Annotated in this window: 21 protein-coding genes; 8 read left to right on the top strand and 13 right to left on the bottom strand. The window is 67.4% G+C overall.

Features of this window, described 5'->3' with window-relative positions:
* Window positions 1–14: 14 nt before the first annotated feature.
* The gene (locus tag AABM56_RS00165; RefSeq protein WP_133860252.1) at window positions 15–932 is read right to left on the bottom strand and encodes a choline ABC transporter substrate-binding protein; all 918 of its coding nucleotides are present in this window, start codon (window positions 930–932) and stop codon (window positions 15–17) included.
* Between the two features lie 21 nt (window positions 933–953).
* The gene (betC, locus tag AABM56_RS00160) at window positions 954–2,453 is read right to left on the bottom strand and encodes a choline-sulfatase (RefSeq protein ID WP_133860592.1); all 1,500 of its coding nucleotides are present in this window, start codon (window positions 2,451–2,453) and stop codon (window positions 954–956) included.
* 117 nt (window positions 2,454–2,570) lie between these two features.
* On the opposite strand from betC, the gene AABM56_RS00155 reads away from it, so the two are divergent.
* Entirely contained in the window at window positions 2,571–3,557 is a 987-nt protein-coding gene (locus AABM56_RS00155; RefSeq protein ID WP_133860251.1) for a LysR substrate-binding domain-containing protein, read from the top strand.
* Between the two features lie 7 nt (window positions 3,558–3,564).
* On the opposite strand, the gene AABM56_RS00150 is transcribed toward AABM56_RS00155, so the two are convergent.
* The 5 genes from AABM56_RS00150 to prlC form a co-directional block, all read right to left on the bottom strand.
* Entirely contained in the window at window positions 3,565–3,954 is a 390-nt protein-coding gene (locus AABM56_RS00150) for a VOC family protein (protein WP_064307108.1), read from the bottom strand.
* Window positions 3,954–5,120 (bottom strand): lactonase family protein, encoded by a 1,167-nt coding sequence (locus AABM56_RS00145; RefSeq protein ID WP_263258553.1) that lies wholly within the window; start codon window positions 5,118–5,120, stop codon window positions 3,954–3,956. Before AABM56_RS00145 ends, AABM56_RS00150 begins: the two co-directional genes overlap by 1 nt.
* 262 nt (window positions 5,121–5,382) lie before the next feature.
* Window positions 5,383–5,841, bottom strand: a complete 459-nt coding sequence (locus tag AABM56_RS00140) for an anti-virulence regulator CigR family protein (protein WP_187980773.1) — start codon at window positions 5,839–5,841, stop codon at window positions 5,383–5,385.
* A gap of 365 nt (window positions 5,842–6,206) precedes the next feature.
* Window positions 6,207–6,479, bottom strand: coding sequence for a YheV family putative zinc ribbon protein (locus AABM56_RS00135; RefSeq protein WP_133860248.1), 273 nt, complete (start codon window positions 6,477–6,479; stop codon window positions 6,207–6,209).
* Window positions 6,476–8,572: an oligopeptidase A gene (gene prlC / locus AABM56_RS00130; RefSeq protein ID WP_347883778.1), complete on the bottom strand. Its 2,097-nt coding sequence runs from the start codon at window positions 8,570–8,572 to the stop codon at window positions 6,476–6,478. Before prlC ends, AABM56_RS00135 begins: the two co-directional genes overlap by 4 nt.
* Window positions 8,573–8,616: 44 nt before the next feature.
* On the opposite strand from prlC, the gene AABM56_RS00125 reads away from it, so the two are divergent.
* On the top strand, window positions 8,617–9,168 hold the full coding sequence (locus tag AABM56_RS00125; protein ID WP_133860246.1) for a gamma carbonic anhydrase family protein: 552 nt from the start codon (window positions 8,617–8,619) through the stop codon (window positions 9,166–9,168).
* A gap of 441 nt (window positions 9,169–9,609) precedes the next feature.
* On the opposite strand, the gene AABM56_RS00120 is transcribed toward AABM56_RS00125, so the two are convergent.
* Window positions 9,610–9,960, bottom strand: coding sequence for a MerR family transcriptional regulator (locus AABM56_RS00120; protein WP_133860245.1), 351 nt, complete (start codon window positions 9,958–9,960; stop codon window positions 9,610–9,612).
* 71 nt (window positions 9,961–10,031) lie between these two features.
* Between AABM56_RS00120 and AABM56_RS00115 the strand changes: the two genes are divergently transcribed.
* Window positions 10,032–10,493 (top strand): hypothetical protein, encoded by a 462-nt coding sequence (locus AABM56_RS00115; protein WP_263258555.1) that lies wholly within the window; start codon window positions 10,032–10,034, stop codon window positions 10,491–10,493.
* Between the two features lie 39 nt (window positions 10,494–10,532).
* On the opposite strand, the gene aroE is transcribed toward AABM56_RS00115, so the two are convergent.
* Both aroE and hemF read right to left on the bottom strand, forming a co-directional pair.
* Complete coding sequence (aroE, locus tag AABM56_RS00110) at window positions 10,533–11,348, bottom strand: shikimate dehydrogenase (RefSeq protein ID WP_347883777.1); 816 nt, start codon at window positions 11,346–11,348, stop codon at window positions 10,533–10,535.
* Between the two features lie 5 nt (window positions 11,349–11,353).
* On the bottom strand, window positions 11,354–12,283 hold the full coding sequence (gene hemF / locus AABM56_RS00105; protein ID WP_133860243.1) for an oxygen-dependent coproporphyrinogen oxidase: 930 nt from the start codon (window positions 12,281–12,283) through the stop codon (window positions 11,354–11,356).
* A 143-nt stretch (window positions 12,284–12,426) separates the two neighbouring features.
* Here hemF and AABM56_RS00100 point away from each other — a divergent pair, with 143 nt between their 5' ends.
* Entirely contained in the window at window positions 12,427–13,404 is a 978-nt protein-coding gene (locus AABM56_RS00100; protein ID WP_133860242.1) for an NADPH:quinone reductase, read from the top strand.
* Window positions 13,405–13,562: 158 nt separating this feature from the next.
* Window positions 13,563–16,946 carry a PAS domain S-box protein gene (locus AABM56_RS00095; protein ID WP_133860241.1) on the top strand — a complete coding sequence of 1,128 codons (3,384 nt, stop codon included), beginning with the start codon at window positions 13,563–13,565 and terminating at the stop codon, window positions 16,944–16,946.
* A gap of 8 nt (window positions 16,947–16,954) precedes the next feature.
* Here AABM56_RS00095 and AABM56_RS00090 read toward each other — a convergent pair whose 3' ends face one another.
* From AABM56_RS00090 to AABM56_RS00080, 3 genes are all read right to left on the bottom strand, one after another.
* Window positions 16,955–17,509 (bottom strand): L-threonylcarbamoyladenylate synthase, encoded by a 555-nt coding sequence (locus tag AABM56_RS00090; protein WP_133860240.1) that lies wholly within the window; start codon window positions 17,507–17,509, stop codon window positions 16,955–16,957.
* Window positions 17,510–17,573: 64 nt separating this feature from the next.
* Window positions 17,574–18,659 carry a DNA-processing protein DprA gene (gene dprA / locus AABM56_RS00085; RefSeq protein WP_347883776.1) on the bottom strand — a complete coding sequence of 362 codons (1,086 nt, stop codon included), beginning with the start codon at window positions 18,657–18,659 and terminating at the stop codon, window positions 17,574–17,576.
* A gap of 51 nt (window positions 18,660–18,710) precedes the next feature.
* The gene (locus AABM56_RS00080; protein WP_133860238.1) at window positions 18,711–19,742 is read right to left on the bottom strand and encodes a LysM peptidoglycan-binding domain-containing protein; all 1,032 of its coding nucleotides are present in this window, start codon (window positions 19,740–19,742) and stop codon (window positions 18,711–18,713) included.
* Between the two features lie 229 nt (window positions 19,743–19,971).
* On the opposite strand from AABM56_RS00080, the gene def reads away from it, so the two are divergent.
* Genes def through rsmB form a run of 3 tightly spaced genes read left to right on the top strand, consistent with a single transcriptional unit; the run spans window position 19,972 to window position 22,779 of the window.
* A complete protein-coding gene (def, locus tag AABM56_RS00075) occupies window positions 19,972–20,478 on the top strand; it encodes a peptide deformylase (protein WP_007160149.1) in 507 nt (168 codons plus the stop codon).
* Window positions 20,479–20,536: 58 nt separating this feature from the next.
* Entirely contained in the window at window positions 20,537–21,481 is a 945-nt protein-coding gene (gene fmt, locus AABM56_RS00070) for a methionyl-tRNA formyltransferase (protein ID WP_133860237.1), read from the top strand.
* A complete protein-coding gene (gene rsmB, locus AABM56_RS00065; RefSeq protein ID WP_133860236.1) occupies window positions 21,478–22,779 on the top strand; it encodes a 16S rRNA (cytosine(967)-C(5))-methyltransferase RsmB in 1,302 nt (433 codons plus the stop codon). The genes fmt and rsmB overlap by 4 nt, the downstream gene beginning before the upstream one ends.
* Window positions 22,780–22,789 lie beyond the last annotated feature (10 nt).

Below are 22,789 nucleotides of genomic sequence, written 5' to 3'. Positions count from 1 at the left end.
CGGAGAATTAGCGGTCAGAGCGCTTTCTGTACCGCCGGCAGGCCGGGCTGGCCGTCGCGGGTGGTGACCCCCTGCAGCCAGGGCTCCAGCACCTGGGGATGGGCCTTGAGCCAGGCCCTGGCGGCGGTGTCGTAGCTGCCGCCCTTGTCCCGCGCGGCGCTCATGACGGCGTTTTCCATGTCCAGGGTGAACTTCATGTTGGTCAGCAGCCGGGCCGGATTGGGGCACTGCTCGGCGTAGCCCTTGCGCGTCAGGGTGTTCACCGTGCCGGCGGTACCGAAATACTTGTCGCCCCCGGTCAGGTACTTGATCGGGTAGTCGACGTTCATGGGATGCGGCGTCCAGCCGAGAAAGACCACCCACTTGTCGCGCTTCACCGCCCGCCCGACCTGGGACAGCATGGCCTGTTCGCTGGATTCGACCAGTTGCCAGCCGCCCAGGCCGAATTCGTTGTCCTGGATGATCTTCTGCAGCGACTGGTTGGCCGGCGCGCCGGCGCCGATGCCATAGATCTTCTTGCCGAACTGGTCGGCGTGCTTGGCCAGGTCGTCGAAGCTATTCACCCCGCCTTCCCAGACATAGGTGGGCACCGCCAGAGTGAATTCGGTCCCGACCAGATTCTGCGCCAGCTCGGTGACCTGCCCGGTCTTCACGAACTGGTCGTAGTGCGCCTGCTGCGCCGGCATCCAGTTGCCAAGGAAGGCATCCACCTGCCCGTTACGCATGCCGCCGTAGATGATCGGCACCGCCAGGGTCTCGACCTTGCCGGTATAACCCAGTGCACTCAGGATCGCGCCGGTGAGGGCGTTGGTGGCGGCGATGTCGCTCCAGCCCGGATCGGCCAGGCGAACCGTTGCGCAGGCCTGGTCCTCGGCCTGAGCCGACAGGCTGACCAGGGCCAGCGTGAAGGTAGCGATGATTCCGTGTTTCATGGCCGTGCTCCAGTTAGCGGTTCAGGGTTGAGGGTAGCGGGCGCGACGCTCCAGGTCGTCGAGGTCGATGTGATTGCGCATGTATTGCTGGCTGGCATCGACGAAGGGCTGGTGATCCCAACTGGTCCGCTCGCCTTGCTCCAGGGCCGCCGCGACGAAGCGCCGCCGCCGCTGGCTGGCCAGCACCTCGCCGTGCAGGCGCGGCAGGTCCCAGCGCTGGCGGACCTCGGCCTGGAAGCTGGCGAGCAGCTCGGCATAGTCGGGGCTGGCGGCCAGGTTTTCGCGCTCCAGCGGATCATTGTGCAGATCGAACAGCAGCGGCGGATCCAGTTCGCAATGGATGTACTTGTAGGCGCCGCGGCGGATCATCAGCAGCGGGCTGACGGTGCCCTCGGCCAGGTATTCGCCAATGACCTCGTCGTGCCCTACCCGGCCTTCCAGGTGCGGCAGCAGCGAACGACCATCCAGCGGCAGCTCCTCCGGCAACTGGCCGCCGGCCAGCTCGACGAAGGTCGGCAGCAGGTCCATGGTCGACACCGAGGCCTGCACTCGCGCCGGGGCGAAGCGGCCGGGCGCATGGATCAGCAGCGGTACCCGCGCGGCCATCTCGAACCAGTGCATCTTGTACCAGAGTCCGCGCTCGCCGAGCATGTCGCCATGGTCGCCGGAAAAGACGATCACGGTATCGTCGGCCAGACCGCACTCTTCCAGGGTCTTGAGCAGGTGGCCGACCTGGGCGTCGACATAGCTGCAGGCACCGTAGTAGGCCTGGCGGGCGTCGCGGATCTTGGCCTCGGGCAGCGGTTTGTCCCACAGATCGATCACCTTGAGCAGGCGCTGGCTATGGGGGTCCTGCTCGGCCTGAGGAATGGCGCCTTCCGGCAGCGGGATGTCGACCTCGTTGTACAGGTCCCAGAATTCGCGGGGAATGGTGTAAGGATCGTGCGGGTGGGTCAGGGACACGGTCAGGCAGAACGGCTGGTCATCGCCGCGACGCACGTGATCGTAGAGGTACTGACGCGCCTTGAAGACCACCTCTTCGTCGAAATCCAGCTGGTTGGTGCGCACGCAGGGTCCGGCCTGCAGCACCGAGGACATGTTGTGGTACCAGCTCGGGCGCACGTCCGCCGCGTCCCAGTTCACCGCCCAGCCGTAGTCGGCGGGATAGATGTCGCTGGTCAGGCGCTCTTCGTAGCCGTGCAACTGGTCCGGTCCGCAGAAGTGCATCTTGCCCGACAGCGCCGTGCGATAGCCCAGGCGCCGCAGGTGGTGGGCATAGGTGGGGATGTCGGCGGCGAAATCGGCGGCGTTGTCGTAGCCGCCGATCTTCGACGGCAGCTGGCCGCTCACCAGGGTGAAGCGCGAGGGTGCGCACAGCGGGCTGTTGCAATAGGCGGAATCGAACATCACGGCGCGCTCGGCCAGGCGTTGCAGATTCGGCAGCTTGATCGGCGAGGCAGGGTCGTACAGTGGCAGGATGGGCGCCGCCATCTGGTCGGCCATGAGAAAGAGGATGTTCATCGGCTTGGACAAGAGCGCCTCCGCTAGGATCAGGGTTGCTTATGGGTAGCCCATCATCCGATGCTGAAAAATCTGCGTGAAGGCCATCTGGAGTGATGTTTCGGATAAGCTGGGCTTATGTCTAATCTCCACGGGAAAGCCCTTTTGGACGCTACCCTCCCAGCCGATCGCCCTGCCCTGGCGCTGGACAGCCTGCGCACCTTCGAGGTGGTGGCGCGTCGCCTGAGCTTTACCGCAGCCGCCAGCGAACTGGGCACCACCCAGCCGGCCATCAGTCAGCAGATCAAGCGCCTGGAGGCCCAGCTGCAGGTCCGGCTGTTTGATCGGGTCCATCGCGGCATCCTGCTCACCGAGGCCGGACGGCTGCTGCAGGAATACGTCGAGGCCGGTCTCGCTACCCTGGACGAGGGGGTGCGGCTGGTCACCGCCCGGCCTGCCCATGAGGTCCTGCAGGTGGCTACCGACTTCGCCTTCGCCGCCTATTGGCTGCTGCCGCGCCTGCCGCGTTTCCATGCCCGCCACCCGGAGCTGGACGTCAGCCTGGTCACCAGCGACCGGGTGCCGCTGCCCGGTCCGGAGATCGACATCACCCTGGGCTTCGGCGACGGCCGCTTCAAGCATGGCGAAGCCTGGCCGCTGTTTCGCGAAGAGGTCTTTCCGGTGTGCAGTCCGCGCCTGCTCCAGGGTCGGCAGCCGCCGCTGCCCGCCATGGAGCTGGGGCGCTGGCCGCTGCTGCATCTCAAGGCGGCGCCCAACAGCCGCTGGTACGACTGGAAGACCCTGCTGCCGGCACTGGACCTGGCGCCCCTGCCCGCGGCGCCGTCCGGCGCGGTGCTGAGCTTCGACAACTACACCCTGGTGATCCAGGCGGCCATCGCCGGCCAGGGGCTGGCGATCGGCTGGCGTCACCTGGTGGACGATCTGCTGCGGCAGGAACTGCTCTGTCGCCCCTTCGCCGGACTGGCCACCTCGCGCTATGGCTATTACGCCATCCTGCCCGAGCGCAAGCGGCGCCAGCGGCTGGTGCAGCGTTTTCTCGACTGGCTGCTGGAAGAGCTGGAGATGCCGCGCGAGTCCCTGGCCGGCGCACGGCTTGCGACCTGAGCCGAACTCAGCGCTCGTAGACTTCCAGTGGCAGATCGTCCGGATCGGCGAAAAAGGTGAATCTCCTGCCGGTCAGCTCGTCGGTACGGATGGGCTCGGTGACCACGCCATGGCCCTGCAGGTGGGCGACAGTGGCGTCCAGGTCAGCCACGGCGAAAGCCAGGTGGCGCAGCCCCTGGGCCTCCGGGCGCGACGGCCTGGGCGGGGCATCGGGAAAGGAGAACAGCTCCAGCTGGGCATGCGTTCCCACTGCCAGATCCAGCTTCCAGGAGCGCCGGGCCTCGCGATAGGTCTCGGCGATCACCGGCAACCCGAGGATCTCGGTATAGAAGTGCCGGGAGCGTTCGTAGTCGGCGCAGATCAGCGCCACATGGTGCAGACGGTCGAAGTGGGTCATCAGGGTACCGCGACGAATTTGAGGTCGGACGGAGCACCGACGTCCAGGCTTTGCAATTCATCGCCGAGCTTGCCGCTGTCGGGATCCCGGGCGAAGACCTTGAGCTGGTTGGATTTCTGGTTGGCCACCAGCAGGTACCGCCCGGACGGGTCAAGGGCGAATTCCCGCGGCGACAGGCCATTGACCGGATGGCGCTCGACAAAGGTCAGGGTGCCGTCGGGATTCACCGCGAACACGGCAAGCTGGTTGTCCGTGCCACGGCTGGCGACATAGAGGAAACGTCCGTCGCCGGACAGGTGCAGGGCCCCGGCATCCCGCTCGCCGGTGAATTCCTGGGGCGTCAGGCTGTAGCTCTGCAACTGCCGCAGCATGCCGTCCTGGTGGGCGAAGGCCATCACCTGACCGGTCAGCTCCAGGGTCAGGTAGGCGTAGCGGCCATCGGCGCTGAACACCAGGTGGCGCGGCCCACTGCCTTCCGGCACCGGCACGAAGGGTGTCTCCGCGGCCACCAGCGGCCGTTCCGGCTGCTGCGGCAGATAGCGATAGACGAATACCTTGTCGGCGCCCAGATCAGGAGCGAAGACGAAGCGGCCATCCGGGGTCGTCACCGCCGCGTGCACATGGCTGGACTGCTGGCGCGGGTGCTGTTCGCTGGGCTGGTGGAATTCGATCTGCGCCACCGGGCTGAGCACGCCGCCGTCCTGGATCGGCAGCACCGCCAGCGAGCCTTCCGGCAGGCTGGAGTAGTTGGCCACGAACAGGAACTTGCCGTCGGTGCTGAGGCTGGAGTGGGTTGGCTCGTCGCCCAGGCTCTTGACCTGGCTGACCTGCTGCAGGCGGCCATTGCCGGGTTCGAAACGATAGGAAGTGACCCGCCCGATGCTGTCGCCGCTCGAACCCCGGCCATTCTCGTTGACGGCGAACAGGGTCCGGCCATCCCGCGACAGGGTCAGAAACGAGGGGTTGGACGCCTTGACGATGCGCAGCGGGCCATCGATCTGACCATTGCGGCTGTTGAAGCGATAGACATACAGCCCCTGGCTGCTGCCCGCGGTATAGCTGCCGACCAGCAGATTGAACAGACCGGGTTCGGCGCGGGCCGGGGCGTTGTGCCCCACGAGCAGGGCGAACAGGGCCAGCGGCAGCAGACGGGGCAGAGCTCTCATGGGAAATCCTTGGCGAGCGGTGGGCGTTGAGACCGATGCGGAGCGGCCCGGTTTCCCTACCCACTGGAGGCGAAAGGCGGCCGCGCGCGGCGGCTATTCTACTGAAATCCGGGCTGGCACTGTGCCAGAGGCCTTTCGCCATTTATCGCCTGCGCCGGCGCGCTGGCGGTCTATGTCGGGTCAACCGGCGCGAGGAGGCCGCGCCAGAGCCTGCGGTGAACTCGGCACTGTTCGAGGGCTGCCGGTAAAAGAATTGGTCAGGCTAGTCCAGCACGCCCTGCAGGATGGCGTAGACGAGCCCAGTGCCCACGGCGACCAGCACCATGTCAGTCCCCAGGCGGCGCCATTCGTAGCCCGGATAATCCGGCAGCTGGCGGGCGATACCCGGCGGCAGCGGTCGGCCATACCCGGGAGGCAAAGGGTGCCCGCGTTCCAGACGCAGTCCTGGCGGCAGGTCGCCACCGCGGCCGATCTGGCCGCGCAGTGCCTGGATGCGTTCCCGCGCCGGTCCCAGATCCGGCGGTCCACCAGCGGCCGGTCCGGCACCCGGGCGACCCTGGCCGCGCGATCCAGGGCCCGGTCCCTGGCCATGGGGGCCACCCTGTTCCTGCCAGCCCGGTCCGTGCGGACCCTTGGGCCCGCCAGGCCCGTGATCCGGAGGCGCGGCCAGGGCCAGATTGCCGATCAGACAGAGGGCTGCAGTGGAAAGAAGGGTACGCATCGGCAGCTTCCTCGTAGAGGACGATGGCAGCGGTTATCCACTTGGAGTCTGGTTACTGAAAAAGACTCCCGGGTCATTCCCGGACGCACAGCCTGTGGATAAATCGGGGATAAAAGCGGTATAACTCTGTGATAAATCCCCAAATCCCGTTAGGGACCAAATAAAAATCCTTTATTATCAATATCTTAAAAAGATGATCGGCTGGCTATCGAATCCGCTTTTTGTGGATAAAGCCTGGGACCCCCCTATGCTGACGCCCGTTCTCGCCTGCATTCAAGCCTTGCGCGGAGGGATTTTCTCCAGCCTGGAAACGGAAAAGCCGCGCCTGAATGACCAGGCGCGGCTTTTCCGAAGGTCGCCTTTCCCTATTCCGGCTTCTTCAGCTTGGGATTGGGAAAGAACTGCACGGCCTGCACCTTGGGATCGGGCTTCTTGGGCTTGAGAGCACTGATATTGACCCGCGTCGGCAATTCCTTGGGGACCGAATTGCCGCGCTCGTCCAGGGTGTCGCTGTAGCCGCAGGAGACGCACTCGCGGTTGGGCGTGCTGTCCTGGGTCCACATCTTCAGGGTGTCCTGCGCCTGGCACGCCGGGCAGACCGCCCCGGCGATGAACCTCTTGCGGATCGGCTCGCTCACGCCGCCTCCTCGCTCAGCCCGGAATGGCGGAGCAGGGCATCGATGCTGGGTTCGCGGCCGCGGAAGTCGACGAACAGCACCATGGGCGCCTGGGACCCGCCGCGGGCCAGGATGGCTTCACGGAAGGCCCGACCGGTTTGCGGATTGAAGACGCCTTCTTCCTCGAACTTGGCGAAGGCATCGGCGGACAGCACCTCGGCCCACTTGTAGCTGTAGTAACCCGCGGCATAACCGCCGGCGAAGATGTGCGCGAAGCTGTTGGGGAAGCGGTTGTAGGCCGGCGGGCGGACCACGGAGATCTCGTCGCGGATGCCTTCCAGCACGTCACGCACGCTACGACCATCGCCATGGGTGGCATGCAGCTCGAAGTCGAACAGCGAGAATTCCAGCTGGCGCAGCATCATCAGGCCGGACTGGAAGTTCTTCGCCGCCAGCATCTTGTCGAGCAGTTCCTGGGGCAGTGGCTCGCCGGCCTCGTAGTGACCGGAGATCAGCGCCAGGCCCTCGGGCTCCCAGCACCAGTTCTCCATGAACTGGCTGGGCAGCTCCACCGCATCCCAGGCCACGCCGTTGATGCCGGAGACGCTGGCGTGCTCGACGCGGGTCAGCAGGTGATGCAGGCCGTGGCCGAATTCATGGAAGAGAGTGGTCACCTCGTCATGGGTGAGCAGCGCCGGCTGGCCGGGGCTGGCCGGGGTGAAGTTGCAGACCAGGTAGGCCACCGGATCGATCAGCCGGCCCTGGGCATCGCGACGCTTGTCGCGGGCACCGTCCATCCAGGCGCCACCGCGCTTGTTGGCGCGGGCATAGAGATCGAAGTAGAAGCGGCCGATGGAGGTGCCGTTTTCCTTGATCTCGAACAGGCGCACGTCCGGGTGCCACTTCTCAAAATCGCGCAGTTCGGCGATCTCGATGCCATAGAGCTTCTGCACCGTGGCGAACAGGCCGGAGAGCACCTTGTCCACCGGGAACCAGGCGCGGACCTCTTCCTGGGACAGCGAATAGCGCTGCTGGCGCAGCTTTTCGGCGAAATAGCCGGTGTCCCAGCTCTGCAGATCCTGCACGCCCTGTTCGGCGGCGAAGGCACGCAGTTCTTCCAGGTCGCGCTGGGCGAAGGGCTTTGAGCGCACGGCGAGGTCACGCAGGAAACCCAGCACCTGATCACTGCTCTCGGCCATCTTGGTGGCCAGCGACAGCTCGGCATAGTTAGCGTAGCCCAGCAGACGCGCCAGTTCCTGACGCAGGTCGAGCAATTCCTCCATCACCGGGCCGTTGTCGAACTGGCCGGCGTTGGGACCCTGCTCGGAGGCGCGGGTGGCGTAGGCGGCATAGACTTCCTCGCGCAGGGCGCGGTCATCGGCGTAGGTCATCACCGCGTAGTAGCTGGGGAATTCCAGGGTCACCAGCCAGCCGTCCAGCTCCTTGGCCTGGGCAGCGGCCTGCAGCTGGGCCTTGGCCGATTCGGGCAGGCCGGCGAGGGCGGCTTCATCGGTGAGGTGCTTGGTCCAGGCCTGCGTCGCGTCGAGCAACTGGTTGGAAAACTTGCTGCCCAGCTCGGACTTGCGCGCCTGGATGGCGGCATAGCGCTGCTGCTCGGCCGGCGGCAGGTCGATGCCGGACAGGCGGAAATCACGCAGGGCATGTTCCAGGGTGGTCTTCTGGCCGGCGTCGAAGCCCTTGGCTTCTTCGCTTTCGGCCAGGCGGCTGTAGGCCTGGAAGAGGTCCTTGTTCTGGCCGATCTCGGTGGAATAGGCCGACAGCTTGGGCAGGCAGGCCTCATAGGCGGCGCGCAGCTCGGCGCTGTTGCACACGGCATTGAGGTGGCCGATGGGGCTCCAGGCCTGGCCCAGCCGATCGTTCAGCTCGTCCATCGCCAGCACCAGGCCGGCCCAGGTGGGGTGTTCCTTCTGCGTCTCCAGCAACTTGGCCAGGGCGGCACGGTTCTCGGCCAGGACGGTATCGATGGCCGGCTCGACGTGCTCGGGCTTGATGGCGGAAAAGGGCGGCAGGTCGTAGGACTGAAGCAGCGGATTGCTGGCGCTCACGGCGTTCCCCTCGGGGCGATGGCTTTGACAGTTATATATGGAGCCCATCCTAATAGGTCTCAAGACCCTTCCGACGAGAAAAGGTATCTATCGTGACCATAAGGACCTTCCAGGGTAAGACCCCGCACCTGGGCGAACGCGCCTTCGTCGACGCCACCGCCGTGGTAATCGGTGATGTCGAGCTCGGCGCAGACAGCTCGATATGGCCGCTGACGGTGATCCGCGGCGACATGCATCGCATCCGCATCGGCGCCCGCACCAGCATCCAGGACGGCAGCGTGCTGCACATTACCCACGCCGGGCCCTTCAATCCGGACGGCTATCCCTTGCTGATCGGCAACGACGTCACCGTCGGCCACCAGGTGACCCTGCACGGCTGCACGATTGGCGACCGGGTGCTGGTGGGCATGGGCAGCATCGTCATGGACGGCGCGGTGCTGGAGGACGACGTGGTGATCGGCGCCGGCAGTCTGGTCCCGCCAGGCAAGCGGCTGGAAGGCGGCCACCTCTACGTCGGCCGCCCGGTCAAGCAGATCCGCCCGCTGGAGGAGAAGGAACGCGCCTTCTTCACGTACAGCGCCGGCAACTACGTGAAGCTCAAGGACCAGCATCTGGCCGAGGGCTATGGGGAGGAGGGGGCCTAGGCGTCCGCATTCGTTGGCTTCGGAGACAAAGCCGCCTCAGCCGCAGAGCGAGCGCCGTAGCGTGGAAAACGGCGCCGCCTTTTCCACAGGTGACTTCATGGCGCGGGGCTCACCCTCACCCCAACCCTCTCCCAAAAAGAGAGGGAGCTATCCGAGTAGCCTTCAGAGCCGTAGCGTGGAAAACGGCGCAGCCTTTTCCACAGGTGACTTCGTGGCGCGAGGCTCGCCCTCACCCCAACCCTCTCCCAAAAAGAGAGGGGGCTATCCGAGTAGCCTTCAGAGCCGTAGCGTGGAAAACGGCGCAGCCTTTTCCACAGGTGACTTCGTTGCGCGAGGCTCGCCCTCACCCCAACCCTCTCCCAAGGGGAGAGGGGGCTGTCAGAGCAGGCGGCCATCTCCAGTTGGTAGGTTGGGTTGAGCGCAGCGAAGCCCAACGCTCGGCTACCCCCGCAGCGGACAGCCCTCATCCAGGCGCGAATACAGCACCCCACGCAACGCCTGCAATTCGTCGATACGCGCCTCGATGAGCCTGAGCTTGTCGCGCAGCAGCTCCTGCAGATAGGCATCCGGATCGGCAGCGCGCTCGACGTCCTCCAGGTTGGCGGCGATTTCCTGCAGGCTGAAACCCAGTCGCTGGGCGGTACGGATGTAGCCCAGCCATTCCACGGCTTCAGGCGGATAGTCACGATAGCCGTTGGTCCGCCGCCGCGCCTTGAGCAGCCCCTGGCGCTCGTAGAATCTCAGGGTGTCGCGACTCAGGCCGGTGGCCTGGGCGAGGGTGCCGATACGCATCCGTTCTCCTTGACCCTGGACCTAGCTCCAGGGTCGACACTGGACTTCCTCTCGTTCAAGGAAGTCCGTCCATGTGGAAGCTTGCGCCCTATCTGCGGCTGGTCCGTGCCAGCGCCCTCTATGATCTGCTGGTTACCGCGCCCTTCGCCACCCCCTGGAGTCTCGCCTGGCTGCTGCGGCAGCTCGACGGTCTCGGCCAGGCACTGGGCCTGGCGCCCCTGGCGGAGTTCCCGCCGGAAGCCCTGCTGCTGGGCAATCTGCTGGGCTCCCTGGTGTGCGTCTGGTCCGTGCTGCGCCTGGTCAGGCCTTCGCTGCTGCTGGGACGCTACGACGCCGTGGCCAGGGGCCTGTTCGCCTTCTGGCAGGCCTGGGCGCTGTACCAGGGCGCCAGTCCCTTGCTGGCAATGTTCCTGGTAGTCGAAATCGGCTTCGGCGTCGCCCAGGCGTGGCCGGTGTCTCTGGCCTCGTGCCCCTGCTCGTTGGGCTTCGGCGATAGAACCGCCTCAGCCCAACCTACGACGCCGCTCCCGTAGGTTGGGCTGAGCGCAGCGAAACCCAACAGCGTCGCGGAACTAACCCAGCTGCCGCCGCAACTCCGCCAGTACCGGGGCGCTGTCGGGACGCACGCCGCGCCAGAGTTCGAAGGCCTCGGCGGCCTGTTCCACCAGCATGCCCAGGCCGTCCAGGGTGTGGAAGGCACCCTCGTCCTGCGCCCAACGATTGAAGGGGGTAAGGCCCTTGCCGTACATCATGTCGTAGGTCACCGTCTGCGGGCCGATGACCGCCTCCGACAGGGGCGGGCGACCGCCACCGAGACTGGCCGAGGTGCCGTTGATGATGACGTCGAAGGGCTCTCTCAGGGTGGAGAAGGCGGCCACCTCGATGGCCCCCAGCTCGGCGAACTCCCGCGCCAGTTGCACCGCCTTGAGTTCGGTGCGATTGGCCAGCACCAGTTGTCCGGGATTGCAGGCCAGCAACGGCTCCAGCACGCCGCGTACGGCGCCGCCGGCGCCCAGCACCAGGACGCGCTGGCCGGCCAGCTGCAGACCGGCGTTGACCGTGAGATCCCGGACCAGGCCGGCGCCGTCGGTGTTGTCGCCGAGCAGGCGACCGTCAGGCTGGCGCTTGAGGGTGTTGACCGCCCCGGCGCGGCGCGCACGGGGGGTGAGTTCAGCGCACAGCTGGTAGGCCTCTTCCTTGAAGGGCACCGTGACATTGGCGCCCAGGCCGCTCTGGAAGAAACTGCGGGCGCTTTCGCTGAAGCCGTCCAGCGGCGCCAGCAGCGTCCCGTAGTGCAGGCGTTGGCCGGTCTGGTCGGCGAACAGGCTGTGGATCAGCGGCGACTTGCTGTGGGCGATGGGATTGCCGAAGACGGCGTAGCGATCCATGGGCTCTATCCTGCGGGCGTCGGGGCGAGCGCGAGCCAGTCGCGGTCGGTGAGAAAGAAGTCGGTCAGCCGCGCTTCCGGCGAGCCGGGCACGGGTTTCCAGTCATAGCCCCAGCGCACCTCGGGCGGCAGCGACATGAGGATGGACTCGGTGCGCCCGCCGGATTGCAGGCCGAACAGGGTGCCGCGGTCATAGACCAGGTTGAATTCCACGTAGCGACCGCGGCGATAGGCCTGGAATTCCCGCTCGGCCTGACCGTAGGGCTGGTCGCGGCGGCGCTGGACGATGGGCAGGTAGGCGTCGACGAAGGCATCGCCGATGGCGCGCTGGAAGGCGAAGCAGGTGTCGAAGTCCCAGTCGTTCAGGTCGTCGAAGAACAGGCCGCCGATGCCGCGCGGTTCGCCCCGGTGCTTGAGGTGGAAATAGCGGTCGCACCAGGCCTTGTAGCGCGGATAGACGTCGGTGCCGAAGGGCGCGCAGGCGTCATGGCAGACCTGGTGCCAGTGCACGCAGTCGGCCTCGTTGCCGTAGTAGGGGGTGAGGTCGAGACCGCCACCGAACCACCAGACCGGCGCCTCGCCGGGCTTCTCGGCGAGAAAGAAGCGCACATTGGCGTGAGCCGTGGGGATATGAGGATTGCGCGGGTGCATGACCAGGGAGACACCCATGGCCTCGAAGCTGCGCCCGGCCAGTTCCGGGCGATGGGCGCTGGCCGAGGGCGGCAGGCTGTCGCCATGCACATGGGAGAAGTTCACGCCGCCCTTTTCCAGCAGGGCGCCGTCGGCAATCACCCGGGTGCGGCCACCACCGCCGGTCGGCCGGGTCCAGGCGTCTTCGGCGAAAGCTGCGCTGCCATCCTCGGCTTCCAGTGCGGCGCAGATGCGCTCCTGCAGATCGAGCAGATAGGCCTTGACGGCCTCCAGGGAGGGATTCATCGCAAGGATTTCCACAACAGGCGGGGAGGGCGCAGAGCATAACACCCGTATCCGACCGGTTGACGTGGCCCGCGGTTGCGGCTTGGATGAAGGCTCACCCCAAGAGAGCCCGGCCAAGGGCTCCAACCAGGAGATACTCAAGCATGGCCCAGCGCATCCAGTTCAGCCGCACCGGTGGTCCCGAAGTACTCGAACTTGTGGATTTCGAACCCGCCGCGCCCGGCCCCGACGAGGTGCAGGTGCGCAACCACGCCATCGGCCTCAACTTCATCGAGACCTATTACCGCAGCGGCCTCTATCCGCCGCCGGCGCTGCCCTCGGGCCTGGGCACCGAAGGGGCCGGGGTGGTGGAAGCGGTCGGCAGCGCCGTCACCCGCTTCAAGGCCGGCGATCGCGTGGCCTATGCCACCGGGCCGCTGGGCGCCTATGCCGAGGTCCATGTGCTGCCCGAGCGGCATCTGGTGCACCTGCCGGAGGCGATCTCCTTCGAACAGGGCGCCGCCGTTATGCTCAAGGGACTGACCGTGCAGTACCTGCTGCGCCAGACTTATCCGCTGCAGGCCGGCGACACCGTGCTGTTCCATGCCGCGGCCGGGGGCGTCGGCTCCCTGGCCTGCCAGTGGGCCAAGGCCCTGGGCGTGCGCCTGATCGGCACCGCCGGCTCCCCGGAAAAGCTGGAAAAGGCCAAGGCGCTGGGCGCCTGGGCGGTGATCGACTACCGCCAGGAAGACGTCCCGGCGCGGGTCCGCGAATTGACCGAGGGCGCCAAGGTGCCGGTGGTCTACGACGGCGTCGGCAAGGACACCTGGGAGATGTCGCTGGACTGCCTGGCCCCACGCGGTCTCATGGTCAGCTTCGGCAACGCTTCCGGCGCGGTCACCGGGGTCAATCTGGGTATTCTCTCGCAGAAAGGCTCGCTCTATGTGACCCGGCCGACCCTGGCCACCTACGCCGCCTCCCCCGAAGCCCTGCAGGACATGGCCGATCAGCTGTTCGAGCTGATCGGCGATGGCCGCATCCAGGTGGACATCGGCCGACGCTATCCACTGGCCGAAGTGCAGGAGGCGCACCGGGCGCTGTCAGGTCGCGAGACCAGCGGCTCGACCATCCTGCTGCCCTGAGGCGAAGCACCCGGATGCCTGGCCGGGTAAATCGTGACGGCCATTAAGTTTCCCGCACCCAGGCGGCACGACGGGGGTAAACGCCGGTCTATCTCGGACAGTCAGGTCGCCTCGGCCTCGACGTTCTTTCCAGAATCGGCCGGATCGCTGCCCTCGTCATGCCTATCTCCAGCCCCCTCGCCAGCCTGCTCGACACCGCCACGGACACGGCGCTCATCACCCTGACCGCCGAAGGGCGGATCGGGCAGTGGTGCCCGAACGTCGCCCGGCTGCTGGGCTGGACGGCGCAGGACTGGCTCGGTGAATCCATCGTCGGTCTGCTGCTCCCGGAGCCGCCGGCCGACGGCTGGCTGACCGCCCTCGAACGCTGCCAGACCAAGGGCCTGCGCCACCGCGACGGTCATCTGGTACGCCTCGACCTGCATCTGGTGCCGCTGCGCCGGGCCGAGGTCGCCGTGGGCTGGTTGCTGCATGTCTGGCAGGCCCCGGCGAGTCGTGCCCGTTTCGCCGCCCGGCGCAGCGCCGAGCGGGAGCTGCCGCAACGCCTGCAGGCGCTCGGCGAATGGTCACGGCGCCTCGGCGGCACCACGGATCTGGCCGCCTTGCGACTGTGCGCCACCCAGGCCCTGCGGGACCTGGCCGACGATCCCCAGGCGCGGCTGCTGTCCGTGGCCGAGGCGGGCAGTCCGCCGGTGGGTGAGTTGCTCATCCCCTTCGGTCCTGCCACTCAGCCCCTGGGCTATCTGCAACTGGGCGGCGCCGTCGAGGCGGATACCCGGCTGGTGCTGGATCAATTGGCCCTGCTGCTGGGCGCCCTGCTCATGCGGCAGCAGACCCAGGACCAGGTCCGCCACCTCGAACGGCGGTTGTCGCTGGAACAGGGGCTGCTGGCCAGCGTGCTGCAGCAGGCGCCCCTGGGCATCTCCATCACCGAGGCCGGCAGCGAAGAAGCGGTGATGCTCAACGACCGCGTCGATACCCTGCTGGGCAGACGTCCGGCCGGCGAGACGCTGGACGAACGCTATGGCGCCATCGGCGCCCTGCACGCCAATGGCCAGCCCTATGCGGTGGACGACTATCCCACGGTACGGGTGCTGCGCAGCGGCCAGGCGGTGGCGCCCGAACTGATGCGCTATCGGCGGCCCGACGGCAGCATCCGGCTGCTGGAGGTCTCCAGCGCGCCGGTCCGCTCCGCCACCGGCGAGGTGATCGCCTCGGTCACCCTGTTCGACGACGTCCAGCAGCGCGTCGATGCCGAAACCGCCCTGCGCGAACACAGCGCGCGCCTGGCCAGCCTGATCAACCAGGCGGCGGTCGGCATCTGCCAGACCGACGCCCGCGGGCGCATCCTGCTCGCCAATCGTCGCTATTGCGAAATGCTCGATCGTAACGAGGTCGGGGTGCTGGAGCAGACCCTGCAGGCCCAGACCCATCCCGAGGATCGGGCCATCCTGGAGCGCCACCTCGACACCCTGCGCGAGCGGGGCGACAGCTTCAAGCTGGACCAGCGCTTCCTGCGCCCCGACGGCACGGTGGTCTGGGTCAGCCTGCACGGCTCGCCGCTGCAGTCGGAAGTCGGCCAGGCGCTGTCGGTGAGTCTGGTGGTGGTGGATCTCACCCAGCGCAAGCAGGCCGAAGCCGCGCTGCACCTGTCCAACCAGCGCTTCCGCAATGCCGTGGAGGCAGTGCAGGGAGTGGTCTGGACCAGCAACGCCCAGGGCCATCTGCTCGGCGAACAACTCGCCTGGAGCACCCTGACCGGGCAGAGTTATGCGCAGTATCAGCAGGACGGCTGGGCCGATGCCCTGCATCCCGAGGATGCTCCCCGCACCCTGCGCCGCTGGCGCCTGGCGGTGCAGCAGCAGGTGGATTTCCACGACGAGCACCGCCTGCGCTGTCGCGATGGTCAATGGCGCACCTTCAGCGTGCGTGCCCTGCCGGTGCGGGAGAATGGCGTGGTCTGCGAATGGGTGGGCGTGCACACCGACGTCAGCGAGATCCGCATGGCCGAGCACCGCCTGCGGCGGCTGGCCGAATTGCTGGAACAGCGCGTCCACGAACGCACCGTCGAGCGTGACCGCATGTGGCGTGTGGCCGACGACCTGCTCGGCGTCATCCAGGGGCAACGCTGGCTCAGCCGCAATCCTGCCTGGGGCCGGGCCCTGGGCTGGGACGACGAGGAATTGCGTCATCAGCCGCCGACCTCGCTGGAGCATCCGGACGATCCGCCGGTATTTCCGCGCCTGGCCGCCCTGCGCCACGGCGAGGTGCTCAGCGATCTGCCCGGGCGCCTGCGCACCCGCGACGGTCACTGGCGCCACATGATGTGGAAGGCCACTGCCGATCACGACGGACGCATCTATGTCTTCGGTCGCGACGTCACCGTCGAGCACGACGCCGCCCTGGCCCTGCAGAACGCCGAGGCCGCGCTGCGCCAGGCGCAGAAGATGGAAGCCATCGGCCATCTCACCGGCGGCATCGCCCATGACTTCAACAACCTGCTCACCGGCATCAGCGGCTCCCTGGAATTGCTGCGCCGCCGCCTGGACCAGGGGCGCCACGACAACCTGCAGCGCTACCTGGACACCGCCGAGCAATCCGCCACCCGCGCCGCTGCCCTGACCCATCGCCTGCTGGCCTTCGCGCGTCGGCAGACTCTCGACCCGCGGCCGGTAAACGTCAATGACCTGATTCTGTCCCTGGAAGAACTCTTCCAGCGCACCCTGGGCGAACGCATCAGCCTGCGCAGCAGCCTCGCGCTGCAGTTGCCACCGGCACGCACCGACACCAACCAGCTGGAGAACGCCCTGCTGAATCTGGTGATCAATGCTCGCGATGCCATGACCGAAGGCGGCCAGCTGACCCTGGAAACCGCCCTCGATCACCTTACCGACCTGGCCGCCGAGCATGACCTGCCACCAGGCGATTACGTACGCCTGACCATCGCCGACACCGGCAGCGGCATGCCGGCCGAGGTGGTGGATCGCGCCTTCGATCCCTTCTTCACCACCAAGCCCATTGGCCAGGGCACCGGCCTGGGTCTGTCGATGCTCTATGGCTTCATCAAACAGTCGGGTGGCCATGTGACCCTGGAGAGCGAATTGGGCAGTGGCACCCGGGTCAGCCTCTGGCTGCCCTGCGCCCCGCCCGAGCGGCCGGCGGCGAGCGACACGCCCCAGCCAGCCATCGCCCAGAGCCGGGGCGAACGCCTGCTGCTGGTGGAAGACGATGTTTCGGTGCGATTGCTGCTACGTGAGATGCTCACCGAGCTGGGCTATCGCGTGCGCACCGCCGCCAGTGCCTCGGCGGCGCTGACCCTGGTCGACGGCGATCTGCCCTGTGACCTGCTGATCACCGACCTCGGCCTGCCGGATCTCGACGGTGCCGAGCTGGCAGGGCGTCTGCGCGAGCGCTGGCCGGAGCTGCCGGTGCTGTTCGTCAGCGGTCACGCCGAGCGGCCGACCCCGAATGGCGAGCTCTCGCTGGCCAAGCCGTTCCAGATCGATGCGCTGGCGCGGTTGCTGCGCCAGCTGCTCGATTGACCTAGGCCCTAGGGCCGGAAGACCTTGCCGGTCACCAGGTCGCGAATCACGCTGGGATTCTTGCGCCCGCCCAGTTCGCCCATGAGAATACCGTCCAGGTTATCGGGAAAGTACTGCTGGACCCGCAGCCGGGTGCGCGCGGCCGGGCGCCCGGCGGGATTGGCCGAGGTGGAGATCAGCGGCCCGGTCAGGGCGCAGAGTTCGCCCACCAGGGGATGCTCGGAGACCCGCAACGCCACGGTGGCGTGGGCGCCGGTCACCCAGCCGGGCAGGCGATTGTGGTGCGGCACCAGCCAGGTGTTGGGGCCCGGCCAGGTGCTGGCCAGCTTGGCCAGGGAGGCCTCGGGCAGATCGTGGAGCAGGAAGTCGAACTGGCGGATGTTGTCGGCCACCAGGATCAGACCCTTTTCCATCGGCCGCCGCTTAAGCATCAGCAGGCGATAGACCGCGGCCTGATCCCAGGGATCGCAGCCCAGGCCCCAGACGGCCTCGGTGGGGTAGGCCAGGACGCCCCCCTCGCGCACGATTCGCGCCGCCTGCCGCACTCGCCAGCTGTTATGCATCGCCTAGCCTCCGCCAAATCCCTGAAGTCTACCCGAGCGCGCTGCCGATACCAGTCATCCGCCGCTAGCCGAGACGACTCCAGCTGCCCTGCTGCGCCACCACCCGGCCTTCCAGCTCCAGCTCGGTCAGCTGGACCAGGACCTCCGACAGCGACAGGCCGCAGAGCCGCGCCAGCTCTTCGCTGTTGAGCGGTCCGGCGGTCAGGTGGCGCAGCAGGGGATGATCCTCCACTGCCGCGGCCGCGGCGAGTGGGGCCAGGCTGCGCCAGCCCTGCAGGGCGTCGAGGATGTGTTCCACGCTTTCCACCAGTTGCGCGCCCTCGCGGATCAGCTGATGACAGCCGCGGGCGCCGGGATGATGGATGGAGCCGGGCAGGGCGAACACTTCGCGGCCCTGCTCGGCAGCCAGCCGCGCGGTGATCAGCGAACCGCTGGAGGGGCTGGCCTCCACCACCAGGGTACCCAGGCTGAGACCGCTGATGATCCGATTGCGCCGCGGGAAGTTGGCGGCCTGGGGGGTGCAGTCCAGCGGCAACTCCGAAACCAGCGCGCCACCCTCGGCCAGCAGGCGCCGGGTAAGACCCAGGTGCCGGCGCGGATAGAGCTGTCGCAAGCCGGTGCCCAGCACGGCGACCGTGCCGCCGCCGGCCTCCAGGGCGCCCTGATGCGCCGCGCCATCGATGCCCAGCGCCAGGCCACTGGTGATGCAGAAGCCGGCCGCGGCCAGGCTGTGGGCGAAACGCCGGGCATTGTCCAGCCCCTGGGCACTGGCCTGGCGACTGCCGACCAGGGCCAGTTGCGGCCGTTCGAGCAACGCGACCTGTCCTTCGGCGAACAGCAGCGGCGGTGGATCGGCGATCTCGGCCAGCAACGCCGGATAGCGCTCGTCACCCAGGCAGAGCAGGTGGCGTTCGGGGCCGTCCAGCCAGGCCAGGGCCTGATCGACCCGTTCGCGGGTCGCCGGGCTGCGACGAGCATCCGCGGCCACCGCCGGCAGGCGCAGGGCGCGCCAGGCCGAGGCGGGGGCACTGAGGGCGGCAGCGGCGCTGCCAAAGGCATCCAGCAGCAGGCGCTGGCGCACCGCGCCGAGTTCCGGCAGGGCATGCAGGCGAAGCCGGGCGTCCAGCTCGGCAGGGGAGAAGCTGGCCATGGTGTCGTCCTTGAGAGGTGGCCGGTCGCCGTCCTGGCGACCCGGGAGGGGTTAGGGGTTGCGCACCTTGTCCATGATTTCCAGCTGGCGAGTGGCGGTCAGGATCAGGCCGTAGCTGATCTTGTCGTAGGTGCGAAACACCATCAGCAGGCCGGCGCGCTCGTCGGGGATTTTCACCAGCTCGCCGGTGATGCGATCGCGCACCGTCTCGCCGGTCTTGTTGACCGCCAGCACATTGCCTTCGGTCAGGCCATCGCGGGTGCCCTTGTTCAGGGTGACCACATCGAACTGGCCGACCTGGGTGACGCCACGGGGCACGTCGAGGATCAGGCCGCTGATGTCACGCGCCGGCGCGCTGGGCATGAAGGTGGAATTCACCAGCCGCTCCTCGGTGGGGAACAGCCGGTCGCCCAGGCGGACCTCCTGGGTGGTGCGGGTCAGCCGCAGGGTGGCGATGTCGCCTTCCTGGGTAACCAGATCGGCGCTGCCGATGAAGTCGCCGTTGATGCCGAGGAAGGCACCGGTCTTGGGATCGACATAGGTCTTGCCCTGGCGATAGATGCCATAGGCCGAGACGCCCGGTTGCAGCTTGCCGCGCACATAGATGCGATCGCCAGCGCCGCTCACCACGCGCTCGGCGTTGCCGGCCACCACATAGGGCGCCGCCTGGAATTGTTCGGCCGAATCGATGGCGCGATTCTGCAGCAGGAAGCTGTTGACCGCTTCCAGCGGAATGGCCGGGATGGCTTCGGCGATGGGCGTGCTGCGCACCGTGGGTGACAGCTTGACCGTGCCGCGCGAGGCGCCGCGGTTGAGTTGCAGGCGCGGCTGACCGTCGACATAGCTCAACACCAGGGTATCGCCGGGATAGATGAGGTGGGGATTCTTGATCTGCGGATTGGCCTGCCAGATCTCCGGCCATTCCCAGGGTTTGCTGAGGAATCTGGCGGAGATGTCCCAGAGGGTATCGCCGCGGACCACGGTATAGCTTTCCGGGTGATCCTGTCGCAGGGTGACCGCCGCATACGCCGACTGTAGGGCGCCCGCTGCAACCAGCGCCAGGGCGAACAAAGATTTCCTCATGCGTCGAATCCCTTTACACTTAGCTTTGAAGAACCGTCTTCACGCAAACGTCGGGGAATCGCCCCAGTCGTGCCCTGATCGCCACCTTTGTCGGCACCGGGCGGCGCAGGCGCCCATCCCCGTCGACCGACGTCATCCACCGTTCGGGACCAGCCCGAGCCGGGTGGATACAACGCTGCGGCATCTTAGCAGCGCCCCTTGACTGTATTCCACAAGTGCCCTCAACGCCATGGCGATCCTAGACATCCTCGAATTCCCCGATCCCCGCCTGCGCACCGTTGCCAAGCCCATCGACACGGTGGACGACGCCCTGCGCCAGACCATCGACGACATGTTCGAGACCATGTACGAAGCGCCCGGCATCGGTCTGGCAGCCACCCAGGTCAACGTCCACCGTCGCCTGGTGGTGATCGACGTCAGCGAAGACAAGAGCGAACCCCTGGTCTTCATCAATCCCGAGGCCGAGCCGCTCACCCAGGAACTGGGCGAGTACCAGGAAGGCTGCCTGTCGATCCCCGGTTTCTACGAAAAGGTCTGCCGCCCCGAGCGCGTCCGGGTCAAGGCCCTGGACCGCGACGGCAAGCCCTTCGAACTGGAATGCGACGGCCTGCTGGCGGTGTGCATCCAGCACGAGATCGATCACCTCGACGGCAAGCTGTTCGTCGACTATCTGTCGCCGCTCAAGCGCGATCGCATCAAGAAGAAGCTCGAAAAGCAGCAGCGCCACAAGGCCTGATCGCCCTGGCGGACGGCGTCATCGGCGTCCGCCGCTCGCCCTTTCCGCCAGGTCCGCCATGTCCAGATCCCTTCGCCTCGTCTTCGCCGGAACCCCGGAATTCGCCGCCGTGCACCTGCAGGCGCTGATCGACGCCGGTTATCCCATCGCCGCCGTCTACACCCAGCCGGATCGCCCCGCCGGGCGTGGCCAGAAACTGGCCATGAGTCCGGTCAAGCAGTTGGCGCTGAGCCACGGCATCCCCGTGCAGCAGCCGCCGACCCTGCGCGATCCCGCCGCCCAGGCCACCCTGGCGGCGCTGGAACCCGATCTGCTGGTGGTGGTGGCCTACGGCCTGATCCTGCCTCAGGCGGTGCTCGACATCCCCCGTCTGGGCTGCATCAACAGCCATGCCTCGCTGCTGCCGCGCTGGCGCGGCGCCGCGCCCATCCAGCGCGCCCTAGAGGCCGGCGATGCCGAGTCCGGGGTCACCGTGATGCGCATGGAAGCCGGTCTGGATACTGGTCCCATGCTGAGCAAGGTGACCACGCCGCTGACCGCCACGGACACCGGAGGCAGCCTGCACGATCGCCTGGCCGCCCTGGGCGCCGCTGCCGTGGTCCAGGCCCTGCCGGGTCTGGCCGACGGGAGTCTGCCGGGCGAGGTGCAGGACGACAACCTGGCCACCTACGCCCACAAGCTCAACAAGGACGAGGCCCGGCTGGACTGGGGTCGTCCGGCGGCGGAGCTGGAGCGCCGTATCCGCGCCTTCAATCCCTGGCCGCTGTGCCACACCGCCCTGGCCGGCGAGCCACTCAAGGTCTGGGCCGCGGAACTGGCCGAAGGGCAGGGCGTGGCGGGCATGGTGCTGGATGCCGATCGCTCCGGCCTGCTGGTCGCCTGTGGCGAGGGTGCCTTGCGCCTGACCCGCCTGCAGCTGCCCGGTGGCAAGCCACTGGGCTTCGCCGATCTCTATAACGCCCGTCGCGAGCGCTTCGCCCCCGGTCAGGTGCTGGGTCTATGAATCCGCGACTGGCGGCTACCCGCGCCCTGGCGGCGGTCCTTGCCGGACGTGCCTCCCTGGGCAGCAGCCTGCCCGAGCAACTGGCCAAGGTCGATCCGCGTGACCGCGCCCTGGCCCAGGATCTGGCCTTCGGCACTGCCCGCTGGCAGCCGCGCCTGTCGCTGCTGGCGGAAAAGCTCATGGAAAAACCCTTCAAGGCCGGCGACCGCGATCTCGAAGCCCTGCTGCTGATCGGGCTCTACCAGCTGTTCCATACCCGCATCCCGGCCCATGCCGCCATCGGCGAGACGGTGGGTTGCGTCGACAAACTGAAGAAATCCTCGGCCAAGGGTCTGCTCAACGCCGTGCTGCGCCGCGCCCAGCGCGAATACGACAGCCTGTTGCCGGCCCTGGAGCATGATCCCGCCGCGCGCCTGGCCCATCCGCGCTGGCTGCAGAAGATGCTCAAGGCACGCTGGCCGGAGCAGTGGGAAGCCATCGCCACCGCCAACAACCTGCATCCGCCACTGATTCTCAGGGTCAATCGCCGTCAGGGCAGTCGCGACAGCTATCTGGCCGAGCTGGCCGCCGCCGGCATCGAGGCCGTGCCCTGCGCCTTCAGCGCCGACGGCATCCGCCTGCTGCAGCCCCAGGACGTCACCGCCCTGCCGGGCTTTGCCACGGGGCGTCTCAGCGTGCAGGACGAAGCCGCCCAGCTGGCCGCCGAACTCCTGGAGCTGGCACCCGGCCAGCGGGTGCTGGACGCCTGTGCCGCGCCCGGTGGCAAGACCTGCCACCTGCTGGAACGCGAACCGGGGCTGGCCGAGGTGGTGGCGCTGGACGCCGATGCCGGCCGTCTGCAGCGGGTCGAGCAGAATCTGGCCCGCCTGGGCCTCACCGCCCGCACCCTGGCCGCCGACGGCCGCGCCGTGGCCGACTGGTGGGACGGCACGCCCTTCCAGCGCATCCTGCTGGACGCTCCCTGCAGCGCCACCGGGGTGATCCGCCGCCATCCGGACATCAAGCTGACCCGCCAGGCCAACGACATCGCGCCCCTAGTGCAGCTGCAGGGCGAACTGCTGGACGCCCTCTGGCCGACGCTGGAGGTGGGCGGCATCCTGGTCTATGCCACCTGTTCGGTGCTACCGGAAGAAAACAGCGACAACCTCGCCGCCTTTCTCGCCCGCACCCCGGGCGCCCGCGAACTGGATATCCCCGCCCCCTGGGGCCTCGCCCAGCCCCATGGCCGCCAGCTCCTGCCGCAGCCCGACGGCCACGACGGCTTCTATTACTGCAAGCTGATCAAGATCGCCAAGTAGGAATCCCGCC

It is taken from the genome of Pseudomonas aestiva, from assembly GCF_039908605.1.
Taxonomy (GTDB): Bacteria; Pseudomonadota; Gammaproteobacteria; order Pseudomonadales; family Pseudomonadaceae; genus Chryseomonas; species Chryseomonas aestiva.
Note: the sequence above shows the minus strand (reverse complement) of the source record. Positions and strands in the feature narration are given on the sequence as shown.